The sequence below is a fragment of the Paenibacillus sp. FSL H7-0350 genome (assembly GCF_038593195.1).
Taxonomy (GTDB): Bacteria; Bacillota; Bacilli; order Paenibacillales; family Paenibacillaceae; genus Paenibacillus_AQ.
Map to the genome: position 1 here is coordinate 386,145 of NZ_CP151972.1, position 21,035 is coordinate 407,179.

15 protein-coding genes are annotated in these 21,035 nt (G+C 51.3%); 4 read left to right on the forward strand and 11 right to left on the reverse strand.

Features of this window, described 5'->3' with window-relative positions; translation table 11 throughout:
• Positions 1-132 precede the first annotated feature (132 nt).
• Positions 133-2,052, forward strand: coding sequence for a serine hydrolase domain-containing protein (locus NYE24_RS01915; protein ID WP_342477894.1), 1,920 nt, complete (start codon positions 133-135; stop codon positions 2,050-2,052).
• Here the strand turns inward: NYE24_RS01915 and NYE24_RS01920 are convergent.
• Both NYE24_RS01920 and NYE24_RS01925 read right to left on the reverse strand, forming a co-directional pair.
• Positions 2,049-4,337, reverse strand: coding sequence for a DEAD/DEAH box helicase (locus NYE24_RS01920; RefSeq protein ID WP_342477895.1), 2,289 nt, complete (start codon positions 4,335-4,337; stop codon positions 2,049-2,051). The genes NYE24_RS01915 and NYE24_RS01920 overlap by 4 nt on opposite strands.
• A gap of 159 nt (positions 4,338-4,496) precedes the next feature.
• Positions 4,497-5,270: a glucose 1-dehydrogenase gene (locus tag NYE24_RS01925; protein ID WP_076154041.1), complete on the reverse strand. Its 774-nt coding sequence runs from the start codon at positions 5,268-5,270 to the stop codon at positions 4,497-4,499.
• A gap of 127 nt (positions 5,271-5,397) precedes the next feature.
• On the opposite strand from NYE24_RS01925, the gene NYE24_RS01930 reads away from it, so the two are divergent.
• Entirely contained in the window at positions 5,398-6,243 is an 846-nt protein-coding gene (locus NYE24_RS01930; protein ID WP_036694306.1) for a helix-turn-helix transcriptional regulator, read from the forward strand.
• Between the two features lie 58 nt (positions 6,244-6,301).
• On the opposite strand, the gene NYE24_RS01935 is transcribed toward NYE24_RS01930, so the two are convergent.
• The 5 genes from NYE24_RS01935 to NYE24_RS01955 form a co-directional block, all read right to left on the reverse strand.
• A complete protein-coding gene (locus NYE24_RS01935; RefSeq protein WP_036694305.1) occupies positions 6,302-7,225 on the reverse strand; it encodes a carbohydrate ABC transporter permease in 924 nt (307 codons plus the stop codon).
• Between the two features lie 17 nt (positions 7,226-7,242).
• Entirely contained in the window at positions 7,243-8,205 is a 963-nt protein-coding gene (locus NYE24_RS01940) for an ABC transporter permease subunit (protein ID WP_051493410.1), read from the reverse strand.
• A 117-nt stretch (positions 8,206-8,322) separates the two neighbouring features.
• Positions 8,323-10,002 carry an ABC transporter substrate-binding protein gene (locus NYE24_RS01945; protein ID WP_342477896.1) on the reverse strand — a complete coding sequence of 560 codons (1,680 nt, stop codon included), beginning with the start codon at positions 10,000-10,002 and terminating at the stop codon, positions 8,323-8,325.
• A 119-nt stretch (positions 10,003-10,121) separates the two neighbouring features.
• A complete protein-coding gene (locus NYE24_RS01950) occupies positions 10,122-11,876 on the reverse strand; it encodes a sensor histidine kinase (protein ID WP_083677669.1) in 1,755 nt (584 codons plus the stop codon).
• An 18-nt stretch (positions 11,877-11,894) separates the two neighbouring features.
• The gene (locus NYE24_RS01955) at positions 11,895-13,448 is read right to left on the reverse strand and encodes a response regulator (RefSeq protein ID WP_256705659.1); all 1,554 of its coding nucleotides are present in this window, start codon (positions 13,446-13,448) and stop codon (positions 11,895-11,897) included.
• Positions 13,449-14,062: 614 nt separating this feature from the next.
• Here NYE24_RS01955 and NYE24_RS01960 point away from each other — a divergent pair.
• Positions 14,063-14,257, forward strand: coding sequence for a hypothetical protein (locus tag NYE24_RS01960; RefSeq protein ID WP_235218402.1), 195 nt, complete (start codon positions 14,063-14,065; stop codon positions 14,255-14,257).
• A 105-nt stretch (positions 14,258-14,362) separates the two neighbouring features.
• Here the strand turns inward: NYE24_RS01960 and NYE24_RS01965 are convergent, their stop codons facing one another.
• Entirely contained in the window at positions 14,363-15,262 is a 900-nt protein-coding gene (locus tag NYE24_RS01965) for an SUMF1/EgtB/PvdO family nonheme iron enzyme (protein WP_051493384.1), read from the reverse strand.
• 130 nt (positions 15,263-15,392) lie between these two features.
• On the opposite strand from NYE24_RS01965, the gene NYE24_RS01970 reads away from it, so the two are divergent.
• Complete coding sequence (locus NYE24_RS01970) at positions 15,393-16,490, forward strand: hypothetical protein (RefSeq protein ID WP_342477897.1); 1,098 nt, start codon at positions 15,393-15,395, stop codon at positions 16,488-16,490.
• A 79-nt stretch (positions 16,491-16,569) separates the two neighbouring features.
• Here the strand turns inward: NYE24_RS01970 and NYE24_RS01975 are convergent, their stop codons facing one another.
• From NYE24_RS01975 to NYE24_RS01985, 3 genes are all read right to left on the reverse strand, one after another.
• Positions 16,570-18,630 carry a methyl-accepting chemotaxis protein gene (locus NYE24_RS01975; RefSeq protein WP_342477898.1) on the reverse strand — a complete coding sequence of 687 codons (2,061 nt, stop codon included), beginning with the start codon at positions 18,628-18,630 and terminating at the stop codon, positions 16,570-16,572.
• Positions 18,631-19,183: 553 nt separating this feature from the next.
• Positions 19,184-19,978 carry a (2Fe-2S)-binding protein gene (locus NYE24_RS01980; protein ID WP_036694298.1) on the reverse strand — a complete coding sequence of 265 codons (795 nt, stop codon included), beginning with the start codon at positions 19,976-19,978 and terminating at the stop codon, positions 19,184-19,186.
• A gap of 13 nt (positions 19,979-19,991) precedes the next feature.
• Positions 19,992-20,954 carry an ABC transporter substrate-binding protein gene (locus NYE24_RS01985; protein WP_235218401.1) on the reverse strand — a complete coding sequence of 321 codons (963 nt, stop codon included), beginning with the start codon at positions 20,952-20,954 and terminating at the stop codon, positions 19,992-19,994.
• Positions 20,955-21,035 lie beyond the last annotated feature (81 nt).

The following is a 21,035-nucleotide window of genomic DNA, read 5'->3' on the forward strand; positions in this document are numbered from 1 at the left end:
TGATCATGCTGCTTCAACTACTGATACTATCAGGGAAATCGGCCTTAAGGAAATTTTCCGGTAGCCGGTGAAGTTTTTTGTTAGAATTAGGAAGGCTGCAGGATTTTACCCGACTAAAGGAGAGGTTTTATTTTGAAACGAGGATTCACACTAGTGCTCATGGTGCTATTGCTGCTATCGGGCAGCATTACAGCATTTGCCGCAGAGCAAGGCAGCGTAGGAGCAGGGGGAGCTACCCCATCCGGCATTCCGCTGACCGGGCTGGAAGCTTTTGTAGACGATTATGTAAAAGAGTACATAGGAACGCAGACCGTAGGCGCTTCCGTTGTGATGGTGAAGGATGGACAGGTGGTTCTGTCCAAGGGGTACGGCTACGCCGATGTGGAGCAGCAGATCCCCGTCACCCCGGATACGGTCATGGAATGGGGCTCCATCAGCAAGCTTGCTGTATGGGCATCCGTAATGCAGCTGGCGGAGCAGGGCAAACTGGACCTGAATCAAGATGTCCGTAAGCTGCTGCCGGAGAATTTCCTGACTAAGCTGACGTATGAAGAGCCGATCACGATGCTGAATTTGATGAACCACAACGCCGGATTCGAAGAGTATATGTTCGATATGGCCTACCAGTCTCCTGAGGAAGTGAGATCACTGGAAGAGGGGCTGAAGCTGGCTCAGCCCGCACAGATATACAGACCAGGGGAAGTGGTCGCGTATTCCAATTACGGAAACTCACTGGCTGCCTATATTGTGGAGCGCATCAGCGGACAGCCGTATCATGAATACGTCCAGCAGCATATTTTTGAGCCACTGGGCATGAAGCATTCCATGGGGTATTCTGTGGTGGAGGACCGCCCGGAGCTGCTGGAGCATAAGGCAAAGGGATACTTCTTCGCCGGACCAGGCTCCTTCAATCAAGGGTCATGGAATTATATGTCCATGTACCCGAACGGCGGAAATAACGGGACGGCGGAGGATCTGGCCAAGTTCGCCATGGCCTTCATGCCCGCAGCCGGAGAGCAATCCCCGCTGTTCCAGAAGTCAGGTACGCTGGATACGATGCTGACCCGGAGTCATTCTGCTGCTGAAGCCATGCCGGGCATTGCCCACGGATTCTGGGAGTATCCCGGGGCACAGCGGACGCTGGGACATGGCGGGAACACGATTGCTTTTGCTACCAATCTGATGCTGGTGCCTGCAGACCGGTTTGCAGTCGTGATTATGACGAATCAGGCGGGCGAATCCCATATTGTTCATGGTCTGACCAAGGCAGTAGTGGGGCAGAGAGCGAAGACGGAGGCAGCGGTTCTACCGGATGTATCAGAGGTGGAAGGCCGATTCGTGGCAGCACGCCGTCCCGGACATGGCTTCATGAAGCTATTCCCTTATCTTACGATGATGAAGCTTGAGCCTCAGGGCGCAGGTCAGCTTCAGGTGTCTCTTGCCGGGATGAGCGGAAGCTATCAGCAGGTTCAGCCTTACCTCTATGAGAAGACGGGCGGGGATTCAGGGCTGGATGCCTGGCCGATGCTGTACGCCACAATGAAGGAAGGAAAGGTAGAGTCTGTCTCGGTGTACACCTCCGATTATCTGCCGCTGTCTCCGGGCCGGTCCATGCCTGTACTGCTGATCAGTGCAGCACTTGCTGCACTGGCCATCGTCTATTTCATAATCGCTCCGTTTGTGTGGCTGGTACAGGCGCTTCTGGGCAAAAGGAGAGCTCGTAGTAAAGATCCTGCCCCCCGTTCCGCCAACCGGAAGCTGACGGCCGGACTGACTTTAACCGGTACCGGTCTAGTCGTTAACAATCTGGTGCTGGCCTTACGGATGCTGAGCAACAATGAACGTGCCTATGCAGAGGTCTATCCGCAGATTATAGTGAATATTGCACTGACCGGCCTGGCGGCATTGCTTATCGCTGCGCTATTGCTAACCTTGATGAAGCGCCGGTCCCCGTCTGTCTCACCGGCCCGTAACCATTGGCCGGCCATCGTGCCCATGGTGATGATGTCGATTCTGCTGGCCCAGCTTGTATTCTGGGAGTTCTACAGTTAGTATTTCGGCCCCTTAATGAAGGGGGACAATAGCTTTTGTGCAATTGGACGAAGCCAAAAAGCTACGACGGTCGTTCCTGTCCATGAGCTGCGCTTATTCTGTAGATATTGGTCATTAATGATATAAGTCCGGGTCGAAGCAGGGCTCCTCAGCCCCAGCCGTTCCCATTCAGCCGGATCATTGGACCCGCCGAGCCTGATGAGCATAGCCTCGGCCGCAAGTTCGATCTTACCCGGAATCTGATCGAATGCTCCGGTAATCTGCGTATGAAATTCATCGATCGGGCTGCGGCTGGCGATGCTCTCCAGGTGAATGCCTTCGCGGAGATAGGAGACGAAGGCCAGATGGTCAGCCCAGCATTCATCGATATAGAACAGCCGTACCCGCTGCTGCGCAGGGCTCATCGGCTGCTCGCCCAGCAGGATGCTGAGCCGCTCCGTGTAGAGAATCCGCCTCTGGTCCTCGATCATATCCGAATAACGGTTCAGCTCGTTATGGATATCGAAGTTCTGGCTCATTACAATCTGCTGAATACTTGCGATCTTGCGGCTGAGCTCCCGTTCTTCAATAGCTTCCTCCTGTCTGAGCGCATGGCCTGGGGTAGGGGAGCTGAAGCGGCGCATCAGGTCATCTTCCAGGCTGATATAGAAGACAGAAGCCCCTGGATCGCCCTGGCGGCCAGAACGTCCGCGGAGCTGGTTGTCAATCCGCACGCTTTCGTTCACATGGGTGCCAATGACATATAATCCGCCCAGCCTGGCGACAGCCTCGGCCTGTGCCGGATCGCCGCCGCCGAGGCGGATATCAACCCCGCGTCCCGCCATATTCGTAGAGACTGTTACGGCGCCGAGTTCGCCCGCTTTGGCAATAATTGCGGCTTCCTCGACGTCGTTCTTTGCATTGAGGACCTGAGCGGGAACACCGGCAACCGCAAGCGCTTCAGCCAGCATATCCGACTCCTCCACGCTTGCAGTTCCGATTAGCATAGGCCGTCCCTCCCGGTGGACAGAAGTGATCTCTTGTACGAGCGCCAGGTACTTGGCTTCCTTGTGAGTGTAAATCCGGTGAGGGTGGTCTACCCGGATGTTCGGCTGATTCGGCGGAATCTCCACCACCTGCAGAGCATAGATATCCTTGAATTCCATAGCTGAGGCGCAGGCCGTAGCGGTCATTCCGCAGATTTCCGGATATAGGCTAATGAAGTGTTGAATAGTGATTGTACCGAGAATTTTCCCGCCTGCGGTCCATTTCAGTCCTTCTTTGGCAGTCAGTGCGGCTTGCAGCCCGTCCGGCAAATACCGGTTCTCGGCCACGCGTCCCGTATATTCTTCGATCAGCTCGATAGCACCGCCACGGACAATGTAATCAATGTCCTTCGTTAATAAGGTCTCCACATGCAGCGCACAATTCAGTGAGGTTAGCAGCTGACTGTTCCGGCTATCATAGAGATTACCGCAATCCAGCAGCTCCTCCACTTGGGCAGCACCTGCATCGTTCAGATACACGTTACGCTGAAATTCATCATAATCATAATGCTCCCCAGGCAGAAGCTGCCGGGCCAGATCTGCGTATCGCATATCTTCGCTATGGCTAACCTCGGATTCTCCGCTGATGACAAGCGGGACCCGCGCTTCATCAAGCAGCAGGGAATCAGCTTCGTCCACGATGACGTAGTGGAAAGGGCGGTGTACCGTAGCGGTTTCCGTGAGTGCTATACTGTCCCGCAAGTAGTCGAACCCTGCTTCTTTTGCCGTAACATAGGTGATATCGCTCCTGTAGGCCGCCCGTTTCTCGCTCAGGCTCATGCCCGCTTGAACCGAATCCACCGATAGTCCCAGGAAGCGGTAGATGGGACCCATCCAATGTGCATCCCGCCGGGCCAGATAATCATTGAAGGTCAGCACATGCACGCCTTTGCCGGTCAGCGCATTCAGATAGGCCGGCATTACGGCTGAGAGGGTTTTGCCTTCACCCGTGTGCTGCTCAATCAGCATTCGCTCGTGCAGGGCGATAGCGGCCATGATCTGGACATCATAAGGCTGTAATCCAAGTGTTCTTGAGGCCGCCTCACAGACTAATGAATAGGCATCGACAAGCAGCTCGTCCAGAGCTATGCCGGATTGGGCGGCGTGCTGGAGCCGGAGGGACTCCTCCTGAAGCTTAATGTCATCCCAGGTCTGCAAATTACGTTTGCGGATTTGCTCTGTTTTGTCCCGGTAGACACTAAGCATATTCCGGTTATCGTAATCTCTGAAACGTTGCACGAATCTAGCAGCTATATTCATAGTCATGTTCTCTCCCCGTTCTCCCGGCTCTAATATGAACGTCATCGGGCTACTTTACCTGTACATTATAATTCATTCTTGTTTCGATTTACCAATGTATGGATTATAAGCTCCCGAGACAAGTATTGGCCGGATAGAAAAGAGGAGGGTCAGCAGCCTTTAGGCACTCAGTCCGCCGTCTACCGGCAGAATGACCCCTGTCACGAAGGAGGCTTGATCACTAAGTAACCAGGCCGCAGCCTGTGCGACTTCTATGGGTTCAGCCGGACGCCGGAGGGGCGTCTTGGCACTGATTTGCTCGATAATCTCAGGATTGATGGAGACCCATTGTTGAATCATATCTGTCATAGTTGTGCCGGGGGCGATGGCATTGACCCGAATGCCTGCCGGTCCGTATTCGATGGCAGCTGTTTGCGTGAGGCTGTTAACTCCGCGTTTGGAGGCACCGTAAGCACCCAAGCCCGGATTGCCCTTTAAGCTGCCGACACTGCTGGTATTGACAATCGCGCCTGATCCGGAGGTTTTCAACATTGCTGTAATCTGGGCTTTCATGCACAGCCAGACCCCTTTATAGTTTACAGACTGAATCAGGTCGAAATCCTCTTCTTTCTCATCGACCAAAGAGGATACGGTGACTCCGATACCAGCGTTGTTGAAAGCGGCATTAAGCCGGCCATACTGCCTTACTGTGGCATTGACCGCTTCCCCAGCGCCGCCCGCTTCTGCCAGATCGGCTGTGAAATATTCCGCCTGACCTCCGGCTGCTGTAATCTCATCTCTGAGTGCACGCAGCTCAGATTCTGTCCGTGAGACGAGCATCACCGAAGCGCCCTGCACGGCAAACCACTTTGCTGCCGCAGCCCCGATCCCCCGTCCAGCACCCGTAATCATTACCACCTTGTCCTTCAATAATAGTTCAGAATGTTTTGTCATGTTATTTCTCCTTTTCGCCAGGTATATTGATATCCTTGATCACATTGAGTATACTTTGGCTATTGTTTTGGGAGGAGAGCCTTCTTTATGGTAGGCTTACGAGTGACAGGATAAGGGGGCTACCTAGTTGGATGATAATGAACGCCGTTTAGCCTTAGGGAATTTTCTGCGGAAGTTAAGATCCTCGATCTCGCCGCATGATGCCGGACTGTCTGCCGGGGGCCGCCGCCGGACACAAGGTTTACGCCGAGAAGAAGTTGCTCAACTCGCGAATATAGGACTTTCATGGTATACGCGGCTTGAGCAGGGGCGTGATATCAGCCCTTCAGTCGGTGTACTGGAGAGTCTGGCTTCGGCCCTTAAGCTAACACCCAATGAGCGCAGGCATCTTTTTCTGCTGTCAGGAGAGTCACTACCGCCTCAACTGGCTGCAGCTGAAGAGAAGATCAGCCCGTATGTTCAGAAGATGCTGGACGAATTCAGCCCGAATCCTGCTTATGTAATCGGGAGGAGGTATGATTTTCTGGCCTGGAATGCAGCGGCGGAAGCTGTATTTATGATTAGCCGGCCGTCACCGCCGCATGATTACAATTTGATGTGGCGCCAGTTCACTGACCCTGTCTGGAGAGAGGGTTCAGAGGATTGGGAGACGGTCTCCCAGAGAATTGTAGCTGAGTTCCAGACATCGCGAGCCCGTTATTTGGAGGATGTTTCATTTAGCCAATTCATTGCTGATCTTAAGAATGTAAGCTCAGATTTCGCAAGGATGTGGCAGGGGCACGAGGCACCGAGCAGCCTTGACGGCTACAAGAAGCTGCTTCACCCTGCACTTGGAGTACTGGAGTTTGAACAAATTAACCTCCAGTTCCCCAATGACCCGGACCAGAGGATTATGCTATATTTGCCGGATACGGCAACGAAAGCCCGTTTGGAGCAGAATTTGATGGCAAGCACAAACAAGCGACCCTTCTGAAGGCGGACAGCCCTCAGAGGATCGCTTGTTTTGGCTTGCTGTATTTTTTCGGCTACACTTAGCCTTTGACCCCGCCGACAACCATCCCTTTGACGAAATACTTCTGCAGGAACGGATAGACGATGATAATCGGCACACTGGCCACAATAGTCATCGTAGCACGGATAGAGGTCGGTGTAACGGTCGATTTGTTGCCCTGCGCGTTCGCAAAGGCATCGGCTGCCGAGGAACTGGACATCGCGGTGTTGGATGTTGACAGCATCTTCATCAGCTCGTATTGCAGCGTACTCAGGCTTGGCGTGGAGGAGTTGTACAGGAAGACGTCAAACCAGGAATTCCACTGATAGACCGCTACGAACAGGGAGACAGTAGCCAGCGCCGGAACGGTCAGCGGAAGCACAATGCGCGAGAAGGTGATGAAGTCGCCTGCGCCGTCGATTTTGGCCGATTCCATCAGTCCCTCAGGCAGTGCCTCAATGAAGGAGCGGATGACGATCATATTAAATACGCCGATGATGCCCGGAATGATATAGACCCAGAAGCTGTTCAGCATGTTCAGCTCTTTGATCAGCAGGTAGCCTGGAATCAGACCGCCGCTGAAGTACATGGTGAAAATAAACGTGACGGACACAAACTTCTTCAGCTTATATTCCGGACGACTTACCGTATAGGCCAGCATCGCTGTACAGAATACGGAGACCACAGTGCCGATTACCGTCCGTGCTGCAGAGACAAACGTTGAAAAGAAGATGTTGGATTCACTGAATACATACTCGAAGTTGCGCAGCGTCCATTCACGAGGCCAGATATAAATATCGCCGCGGACAGAGTCATTCGCTTCATTGAACGATAGAGCAAACATATTCAGGAACGGATAGAGGGTAACAATGACCAAGAGAATCATGAAGATCGTATTGCATATATCGAAGATTCGGTCACCAAGCGATGAATTCCGGTATGAATTGGTTTTGGATTTAGCCATTACTTGTGTCCTCCTTTCTAGTACAATCTGCTTTCGCCCATACGCTTGGCGATATTATTGGCTGCGATCAAGAAGATGAAGCTGACCAGCGTCTTGAACATACCCGCTGCGGTGGCAAGCCCGAAGTTGTTCATCTGCATCCCGTACTTCAGTACGAAGATATCCAGATTCTCCGAGTAGTCGAGGTTCATCCCGTTACCTAACAGGTACTGTGCCTCGAAGCCGGACTCCAGAATATGGCCCAGGTTCATGATCAGAATCAGAACGATAACCGGCTTGATACCCGGCAGGGTAATATAGAACATTCTTTGCAGACGGGATGCCCCGTCAATCTCAGCCGCTTCATATTGAGAAGGGTCGATGGAGGTGATGGCTGCCAGATAGATGATGGTATTCCAGCCGACATTCTTCCAGACTTCCGTAACCCCGAGTATTCCCCAGAAGTACTTGCCTTCGCCCAGCCACAGAATTGGATGATCAATAAGCTGCGCTTTGACCAGCAGCACATTGATGATCCCTTCCGGTGCCAGTGCCATCTGTACAATATTGGCCGCTACGACCCAGGAAATGAAGTAAGGCAGGTAACTGATCGTCTGCACGGTGCGTTTGAAGAACACATTGCGCAGCTCATTCAGCAGCAGGGCCAGTACGATGGCCGTTACAAATCCGAGAACCAGGTTAATGGAGCTCATAACCAGAGTATTACGAAGGACGCGATAGAACTGCTGTTCCTGGAACAGGAATTTGAAATTGTCCCAGCCGACCCACTTCTGGTCGAACAAATCCTTGGCTGGCTTGAATTTCTGAAAAGCAATTGTCCATCCCCATAGCGGGAGGTATTTGAATATAATCACCCATAACAGAAAGGGCAATGACATCAGCATCAGCATTTTCTGTTTAGATAGCTCTTTAAAAAAGGTTTTGAAGCGCGAAGTACCGGTATTATTCGATTTTGCCAACTGCACAGCGGTTTTTCCCACCTGTACCGTCCCCTTTCCAAGCTCCATATTCTCTCTTTGCTAACAAGTGTAGAAGGGAAAAGTGAAGGCAGGCTTCACTTTTCCCGGTTCATCATGCTGCATCTGGGAAGCGGACGCTTACCATTTGCCGTCGATGCGGTCCTTGATCTTGTTAGTCATGAATTCTTCGTAGCCCTTAGCATCGAGCTTGTTGTATTCGGCCAGGTATTCACTCCAGACCTTTTCAAATTGGCCAGGGGCAGCAAGCACCATACGAGGATAGTACTTCTGCTGCAAATCGCCGGCTCTCTGGCTGAAGAGCTGCTCAGGGGAGCCCGGTTCTTTCTCAATACTCCAGGCAGGGTACCATGGACGCTCTACCGGCTCGGCATAGAAGTCGGAGAAGGTCTTCAGGTTGTATTTCTCCAGCAGTGTTTTGTCGCCTTCTGTGTAGTTGATCGCTGCAACTTCCGGCTGGTTGAACGGAACGTGGGCGTTGCCGTCATCATACACGGAATTGTCGCCATAACGCGGCCATTCATAATCGAAATAAGCGAAGCCGAATTTACGTTTGAAATCATTGTCGTTGCGGTTTGTCAGCTGTTCTTCGCTCATCACCATACGGCCTTCAGCGTTCTTAGTGTAAGTTTCGCCTTCAATGCCCCACTCGACAAGCTTCTGGTTCTCATCGGTCAGCAGGTTGTCAAAATACTTGATGATGCGGACCGGATCTTTTGCGCTGACAGAGATACCCAGCCCGCGGTTGTTTACGAAGGACGGAGGATCAACATAAGCATCTTTAATGCCTTCGTCAAATACGATAGGAAGGGCAACGTAACGCAGGTCGTCATTACCGGCGGATCTCAGGTTGTTCGTGGCATCGTTAATCTGCCAGGAATAGTTGACATATCCGAGCACACGGCCGGAGGTCAGCTTCGCCAGATACTGGTCTTTGTTCGCTGTGAACGTCTCAGGGTCAACCAGACCCTTGCCGTTCATTTCGTTCAATTTAGCCAGCCAGCGCTTCTCATCTTCGGTTCCCTGGTACAGCTTGGCTTCATGAGACTCCATGTCCACCAGGACGGCGCCTTCATTCGGATAACCGGCCAGATGCATAGGCTGGTTGGTGATGGTGAAGAATTCACCGGCTGTACCGGCGAAAGTAGCGAAGCCGATGGTGTCTTTACCATCCACCTTAGGGTACTTAGCTTGGTATTTCTCAATCAGGTCAAAGTACTGGTCAAGCGTTTTCACTTCCGGGTAACCGAATTCCTTAAGGACGCGTCTCTGCATCCAGAAGGTACTGCTTGGATCTGGCGGCGATAAGTATCCGTTTACATTTGCAGTGAAGGGAAGGATATAGATGTTGCCGTCTTCATTGGTGATCTTGTTCATATAATCGCCGTAGACACGCTTGATGTTAGGGCCATACTTCTCAATCAGATCATTGAGCGGAATGTATGCACCTGCATCGAGCAGCTTGGCGAGCTCGCCGACTGGAGAGATGACATCAGGATAATCGCCTCCGGCAATCATAACCCCGGACTTGGTGCTTCCATCGCCAACTACGTATTCCATTTTCCAGTCTACACCTGTCTGTTCCTGAAGCTTCTTACCGATGGTGGTATCACTGGCCATGGTATCCTTGTTGGCTCCGAAGCCGAAGTAAGTGAACGTTACCGGCTCAGTGCTTACCTCGCCGTCGTTGCCGCTGGCACTATTCTTGTTCCCGTTGTTGCCGCCCGAGCAGCCGGCAATGAGGAGGGCTGAAGCCATAACAGCAGCCAGTCCGGTTTGCAACCATTTCTTTGTACGCATTTCATATCCCCTTTCTTTACTTTGTGCTATTGAACAACCTCATTATAAAAGAAAGCGTTTAACTTTGTTACAGGGCAAACCTTAGATCGGTCTTTGAATAATTAAGGTATACCCTATATTTATTTATTTATTTGTTTGTTCTCCAGGGGCAGACGCAGCAAAATGCGGGTTCCCGCTCCGGGTTCGCTCGTGATGGAGAAGGTGAACGATTCCCCGTAGGTGATTCTCAGCCGGGTGATTACATTCTTCATCCCGATCGAATCCCCCATGGCGGACGCATCTTCCAGGTAATGCATAAGCTCACTGATTTTTGCCTGGTCCATGCCCACACCGTTATCTGCAATGACGAAGACAATCTGTCCGTTCTCCTGGGCGATCTGAATGTTGATATATCCGATGCCCGCTATATTCTCAATCCCGTGAATACTGGCGTTCTCAACATACGGAAGGAAGGCCATCTTCGGAATTTCAATGCTCAGCAGTGACTGGTCCACCTCGATGTGATATTCAAGCTTGTTGTCGAAGCGGTATTTCTGAATCTCCAGGAAGCTCTCGATTAATTCAAGCTCCTCGCGGATCGTAACGAAGCTGCTCTTCCACATGATTGATTTACGGAAAATCTTCGCCATGTTCTGAATCGTCCGGGCCGTCTGCGTCTCGCCCTTCATCATACTCCGCATCCGGATCGTCTCCAGCGCATTGAACAGGAAGTGAGGGTTGATCTGGCTGTGCAGCGCATGCAGCTGGGCCTGCCGCTGCCTCAGCTCAAGCTCCTTCTTCTGTATTTCTGCAACATATACATCATTAATCAAGTTCTCTATGCGTTTACTCATTCGGTTGAACTCAACGGTAAGCTCGCCAATCTCATCCCGCTCCAGGTGGTAGGGGATCAGTCCGAAGTTTTTGTCTTTTACAGACTTCATATGCTTCAAGATGTTCTTGATACGCGTGTGGATCGAACGGGACATGATCATAATTACGATGGTAGGAACCAGAAAGTTAATGCCGGCGAACCAGAGGATAAATTGCCCGGATTGTCTGACGTCAGACAAAATAAGGGTCTCATCCAGGACGCCGTAAATCGACCAGCCGCTTAGATAACGGTTATTCTGGTAGGTCTTGTCGATCACAATGGCCTGCTTAGGCTTGGGAATCTCAGTTGGGGTCAGGGTATGCGCCGCAGTAATCAGCCCGCTGGGCTGACCGCTGGAGAGACGGCCGAAGCGGGCCTGGCCCGACGGGTCGAGAATATAGAAATCACCGCTGAAGCTGGATAAATCCAGAATCTGCTGGATATGGTTCATGTTCAGGTCGATTTTGAGCACATGCTCGTAGGTCTCCAGCCTGCGGTCGGTAAGGCGCTGGATCACGCTGATGCTGTCGGGCGTTACATAGAGATGAGGGTGGGTGTTGCTGAACTTACTGATCTGCTTATACCAGTCCTGCTGGCGCATACTGTCCTCCAGCTTAATGATATGGGCTGAGGCCAGAACGGTTGGATTGTCGGTCATAATCACCGAGGAGCTCAGCACCTTGTTCTCTTTGTCGGTCCGGTTGAACAGATTCGATATGGCGTTCAGCGACTCCACATAGCGGTCTGTTGAAGCATAGGTGGTATTCAGATGCTGGATCAGCTGCCGGTCAATAGAGTAGAGGTAGGATATGCCTGCTGCATCTTCAATGACGGTCCTCAGCTCAGCCTGCAGCAGATTCATCGCCTGCTCGGCATCCGCGGTCTTCTGATTCTTGATATTGGCGGTGGTCACCTGATAGAACATTACATTGGTCAGGATGATCGGAATGAACACGCATACAATGTAGATGACAATCAGCTTGCTTCTAAGCTTCATATGATTCAGACGGAAGTTGAACACGGCAGGGAGCCTCCTTATTTACTGCCCAATCATCATATTGCGATAATCGGTTGGCGTCATATTCTCAAGCTTTTCAAACTGGGTGGCAAAATAATCCGCATTCTGGAAGCCGACCAGCTCCGCGATTTCGTACATCCGCTTCTTGGTTTGCCGCAGCAGGCGTTTGGCCTCCTCAATCCGCAGGGTCAGCAGGTATTCATTGAAATACACTCCGTAGGTTTTGCGGAATAACTGTCCAAGATAGACAGGGTTCATATCGAAATCGGCGGCAATACCCTTGAGGTAGATATTTTCACGGTAATGCCCGTCGATGTATTTTTTGATTTTTTCAATATTGCCCTCGCTCTTGCCGCCGCGCTTCTCTGCGATATATTCTGCGGCTTCGGCGATAAACTGCTGGAATATCTGCTTCAGCTGATTCAAATTTCGGTACTTCAGCGGCCAGTTGAGCAGCTCATTCATCCATTGCAGCGTATTCTCGTCACCTTCGAGCTGCCGGATAATATTAATGATGGCAATCATGCTTCGCCGGATCGTGTTCGTCACCGCTCCGGGGGCGAAGTGGCGCTCTTGGAACAGGGTGAAGATAGCGTCCACAGTTGAGCTGTAACCCTTGTTGTCATTGGCTTCGACCTCGTAAATCAGCTTGCTGTGCAATCCTTCATCGATGTCGAAATAGTATAAGGGCAGCTCCAGCAGCTCGTCCGCCATATAAATGCCTTCGAAGCCGGCGGCAAAACGGTACTGGAGGCATTTCTCGGCACTGGTCCCGGAGTCTGCAATCTGCTTGAGATGGCTTACCGTCCGGCCAACGAACAAAGCGATGCTTGTTCCAAGCTCCCGCTCCAGTGCATCCAGCATTGTGCGGTAGCCTCCCCACGGGGATGGATTAGGATCATCGACCCAATGGCCGGGCACGATCACCCCGTATTGATTGTTAGTGCGTACATGAAGGAGCAGAGTCTGAGCCTCTTGGCGGAAATATCGCAGCAGCGAGTCCTTCAGTGCAGGCAGGTAATCGACTTCTCCGGCGGGGAGCTGATCCTGCATTTCTACGATGAGATACGTATAGGAAGAGGTGAGAGGAAGCTCCAGCGCGTAGGCGATCCGCCCCATGACCTGATCATCAGGTTCTGTCTGCAGCAGGCTTTCGATGACCGTCTCAACCAGAGGCTTTTCACGGGTGATAGAGAGGAGCTGCTTCTTGTTCAACATATGGGCGATTTTGCCTAGCGCAACCGTAAGCTCCTGTTCGTCAACCGGCTTGAGGATATAATCGGACACATTGTACCGGAAGGCTTGCTGGGCATAGGAGAAGTCGGCATATCCGCTCAAAATAATAAAAATCGGCTCCTGCACAAGCTCCGTCTTCACTTTCTTGATCAGTCCCAGCCCGTCCAGCACAGGCATACGGATATCGGCAATCACCAGCTCCGGGTTCAATTGTTCAATCAGGGTAAGCGCTTGCTCCCCGTTCTCGGCTTCACCGCAAATTTCGAATTGCGGCGAGCATTCACTCAGAATCCGGATCAAGCCCTTCCGCACAAAAACTTCATCATCTACAATCAGCACCTTATACAATGGACTTCCTCCTTGGGGTTATTCTGGATTGCTTGGTCCTGTTCCATCCTCGGTCAAGCCGCAGTGTGATCATTATAAGCTAATTCCCTGACAGAATTCGAGTGGAAACGACTTTTTATTCTAGCACCTGCTGGAATATCCTCTCCAAACGAAGAGCCTGCATCGTTAGACACAGGCTCTTTGGTATTGTATTTTTTATGCTAAACGCTTAGCTTATTTGTCATTGTGCCGGAGATGCGGGGGGCAGCATGTTCCGTGTGGAGCTGCGGAGTTATAACGACTGAGACGTATGATGAACCCGTATCGTCCTGGCATTATGTATCCTGCCGCATATGGGAGCATCCATCCGAATGTTTACGAACCTTGTCTGCTGAGTTAGCCTCTTCTGCGCTCAGCACGGCTCACCGAGTGTGAGCCCGGATGCTCCGCATTGGGTGAGCCGGGTCTTTCCCGTATAATAATAGACGTTACGCCGGAAGTTACATTTGAGCGTACCCCGGCGTATGAACTCTAAGCATCAGGAAGGGAATGAAGAAACGTTGACTTATACGAAACTGTTAGAACGAAAAGGCGAAATTCTCAAGCGAACCGTGGAAACCTGGATCATGAAAGAGAATCGTGACGGGCTGGACCGTCAGGAAGCCCATATCTACAGGAATATGGTCAAGGAGCTTCATCAGAATGAGCAGGAACTGAATGTGGCACGTGTGGAGGAACTGGATAAGAGCCTGGATTCGGACACAGAAGGAGCAGCTTCAACAGCTTCAGCCCAGAGAGAGCTTGTAGCACAGGGTGTGTGAAACCGATAGCCTATGAAGCTGTATTAACATTAATAATGGAATCTAATAAGCCGCCCGGCTTCGCAGATGCGAAGGAAGGGCGGCTTTTGACCATGTTTAGATAAGCTACAGTCTTACAATCCGCCGGTACACCAGGCAATCCAGCAGATCCTCCCATTCCAGCTCGCTCTCATAAGGATCGCGGAAAGCGGTCGCAGTTGGAAGATACCCTAGAGCAACGCCTTGCCCGCCGTGCAGATTGCAGCCGCCGTCGCCGCCTTTGCCGGTGATGCCTTCCGGTGTGAGGACCAGCTCCTTCTTGTAAGGATCACCGGGAAAACATAGCCCGAACGCATTCGGCAGCTCCAGCGGATACGGGTCTTCAGCATTAGCCTTACTTGAACCGGGCACATGCCTGAGCTGCATGGATTCGTCTATCTCGTCGCCCCACGGGAACAGCGTCCGGGTGCCTGCGCCGTACAGATACTCCCATTCATCCTCAGTCGGCAGGGCGAAGCCCGCAGGCAGCTCCGCCTCGCACCAGTCCCCGAAAGATTCGCTGTCGTCGAACAGGAACAGCACGATCTGTTCGCCGTCCCGCTCCAGCCGGAAATACTGGGAGAACTCATAGCTGGTGTGCGGCCCCTGACGGAACTCCTCGATGGCTTCGAGCACATCTTCATCCTCTTCCGGGTCGAGCCGGACCAGCGGACATTCATACCAGCCTGCGGATTGCGGCGAGCGCTGAACAAGCAACGGCCCGATTACAGCTTCACGGAGGGGGGACATCTTCGCATACATATGTACTTCTGAACGGCCCAGGGTCACCGAGTCGCCCGGCACGAACACATATTCACTGCCCTCGTACATGAATACCCCTGTTTCCAGAGACTGGCCGTAACGTTCGAACCTATCGAGCCGCAGCCACTTGAAGCCAGCGGGTAACTGCTTAAGTACTTCCTGCATCGCGTGCATTTTCTCATCAACCGTTAATTGCCCCCATGCGGCACGGTTCCATGCTTCCATGTCATCTTCTCCTCCCGGGAATTGGCACTTTCAGCCTGTCTACTGTCATTGTAATGGACAGCCCGAGTTACTGGCAAACCCGCCGGGAATGCTGCCGGATGGCATTAGCTTCTGGGGCACTATAGACACCTTGCAGAGTAAGAATCGGATGTTCATTCCGCTAGTCAAGACCGTAACCGTAGCCCCTTCCAAGACGAAGTCTTCGGGCATGTTGTACGCATCCATTGACCGCATTAACGGTTCTGCCAACTGGGTATATGACTATTCGGACATGGCCAACGACAAGCCGTTTACTGCCAATCGTTTCTTTACGGCCAGTAACGGCTACAGCTATTTCTATAAAATGTGGGGCGGCAAACCCTATGATCTTACCGTTGTTGATTCGAACGGCAAACGGAAATGGACCAAAACCATAACCGGGTCCTACTCGCCTGTGGTGCTGGATAACGGAAATATAGTGATTCAAGCCTTGGTTAGCGGCAATGTAGCTTCTCGTGGTATTACCGAGTACAGTCAGGACGGGAAGCAGGTACGCAAGCTTAAGCTGACCGGCAAATGGGCCTCAGGGGTGATTGATGTGCTGCCGAACGGCTATGTGGTACATAAGGAGCTGGATACAAACAGAGTCAGTGTATACCGGAGTCTGGATACTCTGACGAAACCACTGGTTACCTACACCGCTCCCAAAGCAGTTAAATATCCTGATTTCCAGGTGTATCCGCTTCGCGGCGGGTCGTTCCTGATTAAGATGAGTAGTAGCGATACCTGGCTGTTATTCGGCTATGACGCTAACGGCACCAAGAAGTGGGTGCGTCCTGTGAACAAGATGGATCGGATTGATACGACAGGCAACAACTATCTGATCCAGAGCGACAACGTCTATAAATTGTACAGCAAAGACAACCAATTACTCGGCAAGCAGCAGATCGGTGAAGCCGGGGACCGCGAATGGTACTGCCGGATAACACCATCGGGCGAGATTACGGTCGAGAAGCAGTACCAATGGCAGGAGCGTCCGGCTGTCGTTGATCCTGAGACCTTCGAGGGGGATATTGCCAAGGAGGATTTCTATGTGCTGGACCCGGCGAACCTGCAGATCAAATATCATCTCTCCACGTTATGGCACGACTATGAAACCGGGCATAATTACATTTATGCTGGAGGCGGGGAGCTGTACATTACGAGGAGTTACGCGCCTAAGACGATTACCAAATATATGTGGAAGTAGGCCGGCCGAACTGAAAACTCCCGATTTAAAAAACACCGCCAAGTGATAGATTCACTTGGCGGTGTTTTTGCATACCCCGTTATTCCAGCTTGAACTGCCTCAGCTCTTCCTCCAGCTTCTGCGAGATTTGGCTCAGCTCTCTGGACAGTTCAGCGACCTGCTCAATACTGCCTAGCTGTTCTTGCGTGTTGGCGCTAACCTCTTCGGTGGAGGCAGAATTCTCCTCGGTGGTGGAAGAGATGACCTCAATCGCCTGCAGAATCTCATCCTTATGCTTGTGGACAATAGAAGTGTTATTGCTGATCTGCAGCATCCGCACCTTCAGCTCCTCCAGGTCACCGTTCAGGCTGAAGAAGACCTGCTTCGCATTCTCGACAGATTTGGCATTCTCCTCTGCAATCGTAAGGTTAAGAGTAGTATGTTCTACAGATAGGCTTGTTTTTTCCTCAATGGAGCTGACCTTCTTGTAAATTTCCTCGGTAGCCCGGGCTGTTTGCTCGGCAAGCTTACGCACCTCACCAGCCACCACGGCAAAACCTCTGCCATGTTCACCTGCCCGTGCCGCTTCAATGGAAGCATTAAGGGCCAGCAGATTGGTCTGCGTCGCTATTTGATTCACTGTGCCTACAATACCCGAAATCTCATGACGGCTCAGATCAATATCCTCAATGAGCGATGACATCGCCTGTGTAGATCGGTGATTGTCTTCTGCGGCCTTGGAGAGCTGCTCCACCAAGTCAAGACCGGAACTGCTGAGCTCTGCTGAGGTCTGTACCATGGTTCCTACAGTCTGGGCATCACTGGTGATTTCGTCAATTTGATCCGATAATGCACCGGTTTTGTGGAGAATGCTCTCGGATTCAGCAGACTGGTAGTTGGTGGCATTCGCTATTTCATTGATGGCCGTAGCCGTTTCGTTCATGGTAATAGCGGTTTTGGTAGAGATGGCTTGCAGGTTCTGGGAAGACTGGGCCAGCACCTGAGTCGTATTATGGATCACCTGAATCATGCCCTGAATCTTCTGGACCATGCCCGCGATGCCATGAGCAATCTGTCCGATTTCATTGCGGGAGGTATCACTCAGCTGAACAGTCAGGTCTCCGTCTGCAATCCGTTTGATAGCGGCCAGCAGTTTTGGAATGGAGCGTAACAGGTAGCGCAGTGTGAGATAACAGATGAACACCAGGACCAAAGCGGCCGCAGCAAAACCGGTGATGGTCGTCCGGGTGAAGGACGTCAGCTCGCTAAGCGCCTCCTGCCGGGTAATGGTTAAGCCTACAGACCATCCGGTATCCTTGCTGGTGGCATAACCGATATAACGGGGGTCACCATTATCATCAATGAGTGATACGCCGGATTCGCCGTTAATCATTTTTTTGCCGATGGCCCCGAGATCGCCCGGACTGTCTGTAATCTTCTCCTTCAACACTTTGGCTTTATCCGGATGGTAGAGAATATCGCCTGAGCGGGTAGCCAGAACGGAGAACCCGGTAGTTCCCAAGGAATAGCTCTGCATGATCTCCGGGATGTCATCGAAGGCAATATCTGCGGCAATGAAGCCGATCATTTGGCTGCTGTCATTCAGAATCGGATAGAAAATGCCCATCAGCATTTTGCCGCTAATGACATCGGCGTAAGGCTCAGAATAATAGAGACCCTGGGATTCAGATACGGGCTTGAAGTAGGGGCGGGCGCGGATATCGAAGTCTGAGTTAGAGGCCAGACCGTCATTTTGGAGGAAATATCCCTTCCCGGATAACCCGGCAACCCAGGCATCGGCGAAGGAGGGCTCTGACTTTACAATGTCCGCCAGTGTTGCGAGTGCTTCTGCGGCGTGGGGGGAGGTGGTGATTTGCTCTGGTGTAGTGCTCTCAATATATTTTTGGAAAATCGAGTTGGTGGACATTTGTTTGACCAGTGCGCCCTTCTCCTTGAACAAAGCATCGAACTGGCTGACAATTCCCTGCGTCTTGGTCATCAGCATCGACTCTTGCTGGCTGACCAGAATGCTTCGGGTGCTGGAATAGAAGAAGGTACCCAGAATCGAGAAGACGACAAGAATAATGACTAGCAGTACAATGGCCAATGTGTTGGCAATGCTGGTTGAACGGACTGGCCGTTTTTGAATTAACTGTGACATAGGTCATCTCCCGGATATGTATTAGAGCGAAAGCTCTTAAATAATATGTCGGAATATGGCGGATATTCTTGTAGAGGGAAGTATGTTAAATTTCTTTAATAAATTTCTATTGGATAAGCCGAGTCAATCCTATCAATGAATATGACAGGAAGAACAAATACAGAGCAAACCTGTGAATTCAGGTTTGCTCTGTGATTGCAACGGCCTTTTACTAACATCTGTGCTTAGGCTTTTTCCAGGGCTTGCAGGGTATATAGGGTTTGCAAGGCACGGTGTGACAGGGGATGGGCTTACAGCCGATTTTTTTTGTTGTTGTACAACAGCTTTCAATACATGGATCGTATCTAACGGTGACAAATGTTTTAACAATCTCTTTTTTCACAAAACATTTTCTAATTGGATCTGTGGGAATACAGGAATGTTTTCTATTTTTCTTATTCATTTCGGTTACCTCCCCATATATTATTACTTGTTATCATATGTGTTTGTGCTTCAGCCCGACTAAGGTAATAACCCATTAAATGGTATAAAATAGAAAAAAGATCAACGGTAATTACCATTGATCTTTCCATGAGACAGGTAGCTGGGAATTCCCAGCTGTAGAGATTATAGGACATCCGCCGCAATAGTCATGATCCGCTCTGAGCTTATAGGCCAGACAGCAGGTAGCTTTCACAGATATCGTATCGTGCGGAGAGTGTGGGTCCGTCCTGAACTTGGGGGTGATACGGAACGGATTGCTGCGAAGTCCGAATACCTCCGGCTTCAACTCCCAGATTACAGCTTGGAATTGCCCGTGTATCAGGTTGCGATGGCACTCACTGGGAGCATCAAGAGCATCCTCTTCGATAAAAGTATACAACTGATTATAGACATGCTTCCACAGCATTACCGCTTTGGTCTGTGAAGCCTCAGCAAGTGCCGCAATAATCGGTCTGACCTCGTTCGTGTAGAACCACCCAAGTTCGTCTATGATCTCATTTCCATTCCCGTTCCGGTCATAGATACCCTCCCGGTAGTTATGGATAGGAAAGGCGAATTCGGGATACCCCTCTGTGCGGATGAGCTGCACAGACAGGTTATTCAGTCGCAAGGCATGAGCCAGCGGGTCTGCAGCTGTGAGCAGTACGTATTTGGCTCCGCAGATTCCGGCGATCCATGTGCAGAAGATGGCTGCCGCTATCCGTTTATCCTCAGTCCCGAGCATGGAAGCATAAGTGGTAAGCAGATGCTCAGCATGTGCGGGCATACATAATTCGGTCAGTCGTAAAGTAACCACTGCGTTCTCAATAGCTTCGGGGCAGATGTAATAACGTTCAGCCCGCTGGAGCTCGCCAGTGTTGCCCATCTGAAGTCCCCCTTTATTTGGAGTTGCCTTCAAAGGCTTGAAGCACTGCATCCACCGCATAACGGTTAGCCATAGGAGACATCCCCAGATTGAACCAATCCTTGCCGGCCATGGTATAGACCTGGTTTTTTTTGACCGCCGTCATGTTCTTCCATAATGGACTCTTCAGCAGATCCTCATAGGTTTTCTTCACCCCGGCATCGTCCTCGTTATTCAACTGGAGGAAAATGTGATCGGGATTATACTCAGGCAGCTTCTCAAGCGAGATGGATAAGGAAGGGTCCTTAGTTGGAAAATTCGGGATCATCTCCAGCCCAAGCGTAGTATGAAGGAATTTTCCGCGGTCAATCTGATCTCCGTAAAGAACGAAGCTGCCCGGCATCACCATCATGTACATCACCGTTTCATTACCCACCAGATCATCCAGCTTCTGTTTGGCTTCCGCCTCCTGAGTCTCCAGATCCTTGATTACCTTCTCTGCAAGCTCCGTTTTGCCGAGTACCCCGGCGATATCCTTCAGCTCATCCCGCCAGTCATCCCGCTGCGGCAGCAGAACCGTCGGAGCGATCCCGGACAACTGGTCATAATCCTTAGCCGACCACCATGTAGGGGCGAGGATCAGATCAGGATTGGCTGAGAGAATCATTTCGAAATTCGGGGTTTGGGCTATGCCCATCTTCAGCGTATCCTTGAACGGCTCCTCTAGATAGGTCGGGAACTCCTCCTGGTAGTTCTGTACAGCAACAGGCGTAACCCCCAGGGCCTGCAGGAATTCCGGGTAGACCACAGACAATCCAATCACTCTGGCCGGGTGGGCGGGGATTTTAATCTCGCCTTTCTCACTGCCTACTACCCGGAAATCTGTCTCGGCGTCTGCGGCAACTTTGGCCTGTCCACTGTTGTTAGAGCAAGCTGTCATTACCAATATCAATGCTATCGCCATGCAGTACACCATTCTTTGTCTCATCTGTCGCATATCTTCAATAACCTCCTGAGTATCAATACCTGTCTTCTCACCTGAGAGTGAGAATCAATATCACTGTTAGGAGTATAAAAC

Bases quoted from the DNA above. Each gene is read 5' to 3' on its own strand.
- NYE24_RS01920 (WP_342477895.1), bottom strand. From the start codon at position 4,337: ATGAATATAGCTGCTAGATTCGTGCAACGTTTCAGAGATTACGATAAC.
- NYE24_RS01925 (WP_076154041.1), bottom strand. From the start codon at position 5,270: ATGACAAAACATTCTGAACTATTATTGAAGGACAAGGTGGTAATGATT.
- NYE24_RS01935 (WP_036694305.1), bottom strand. From the start codon at position 7,225: ATGGCTAAATCCAAAACCAATTCATACCGGAATTCATCGCTTGGTGAC.
- NYE24_RS01945 (WP_342477896.1), bottom strand. From the start codon at position 10,002: ATGCGTACAAAGAAATGGTTGCAAACCGGACTGGCTGCTGTTATGGCT.
- NYE24_RS01960 (WP_235218402.1), top strand. From the start codon at position 14,063: ATGAAAGAGAATCGTGACGGGCTGGACCGTCAGGAAGCCCATATCTAC.
- NYE24_RS01965 (WP_051493384.1), bottom strand. From the start codon at position 15,262: ATGGAAGCATGGAACCGTGCCGCATGGGGGCAATTAACGGTTGATGAG.
- NYE24_RS01975 (WP_342477898.1), bottom strand. From the start codon at position 18,630: ATGTCACAGTTAATTCAAAAACGGCCAGTCCGTTCAACCAGCATTGCC.
- NYE24_RS01980 (WP_036694298.1), bottom strand. From the start codon at position 19,978: ATGGGCAACACTGGCGAGCTCCAGCGGGCTGAACGTTATTACATCTGC.
- NYE24_RS01985 (WP_235218401.1), bottom strand. From the start codon at position 20,954: ATGCGACAGATGAGACAAAGAATGGTGTACTGCATGGCGATAGCATTG.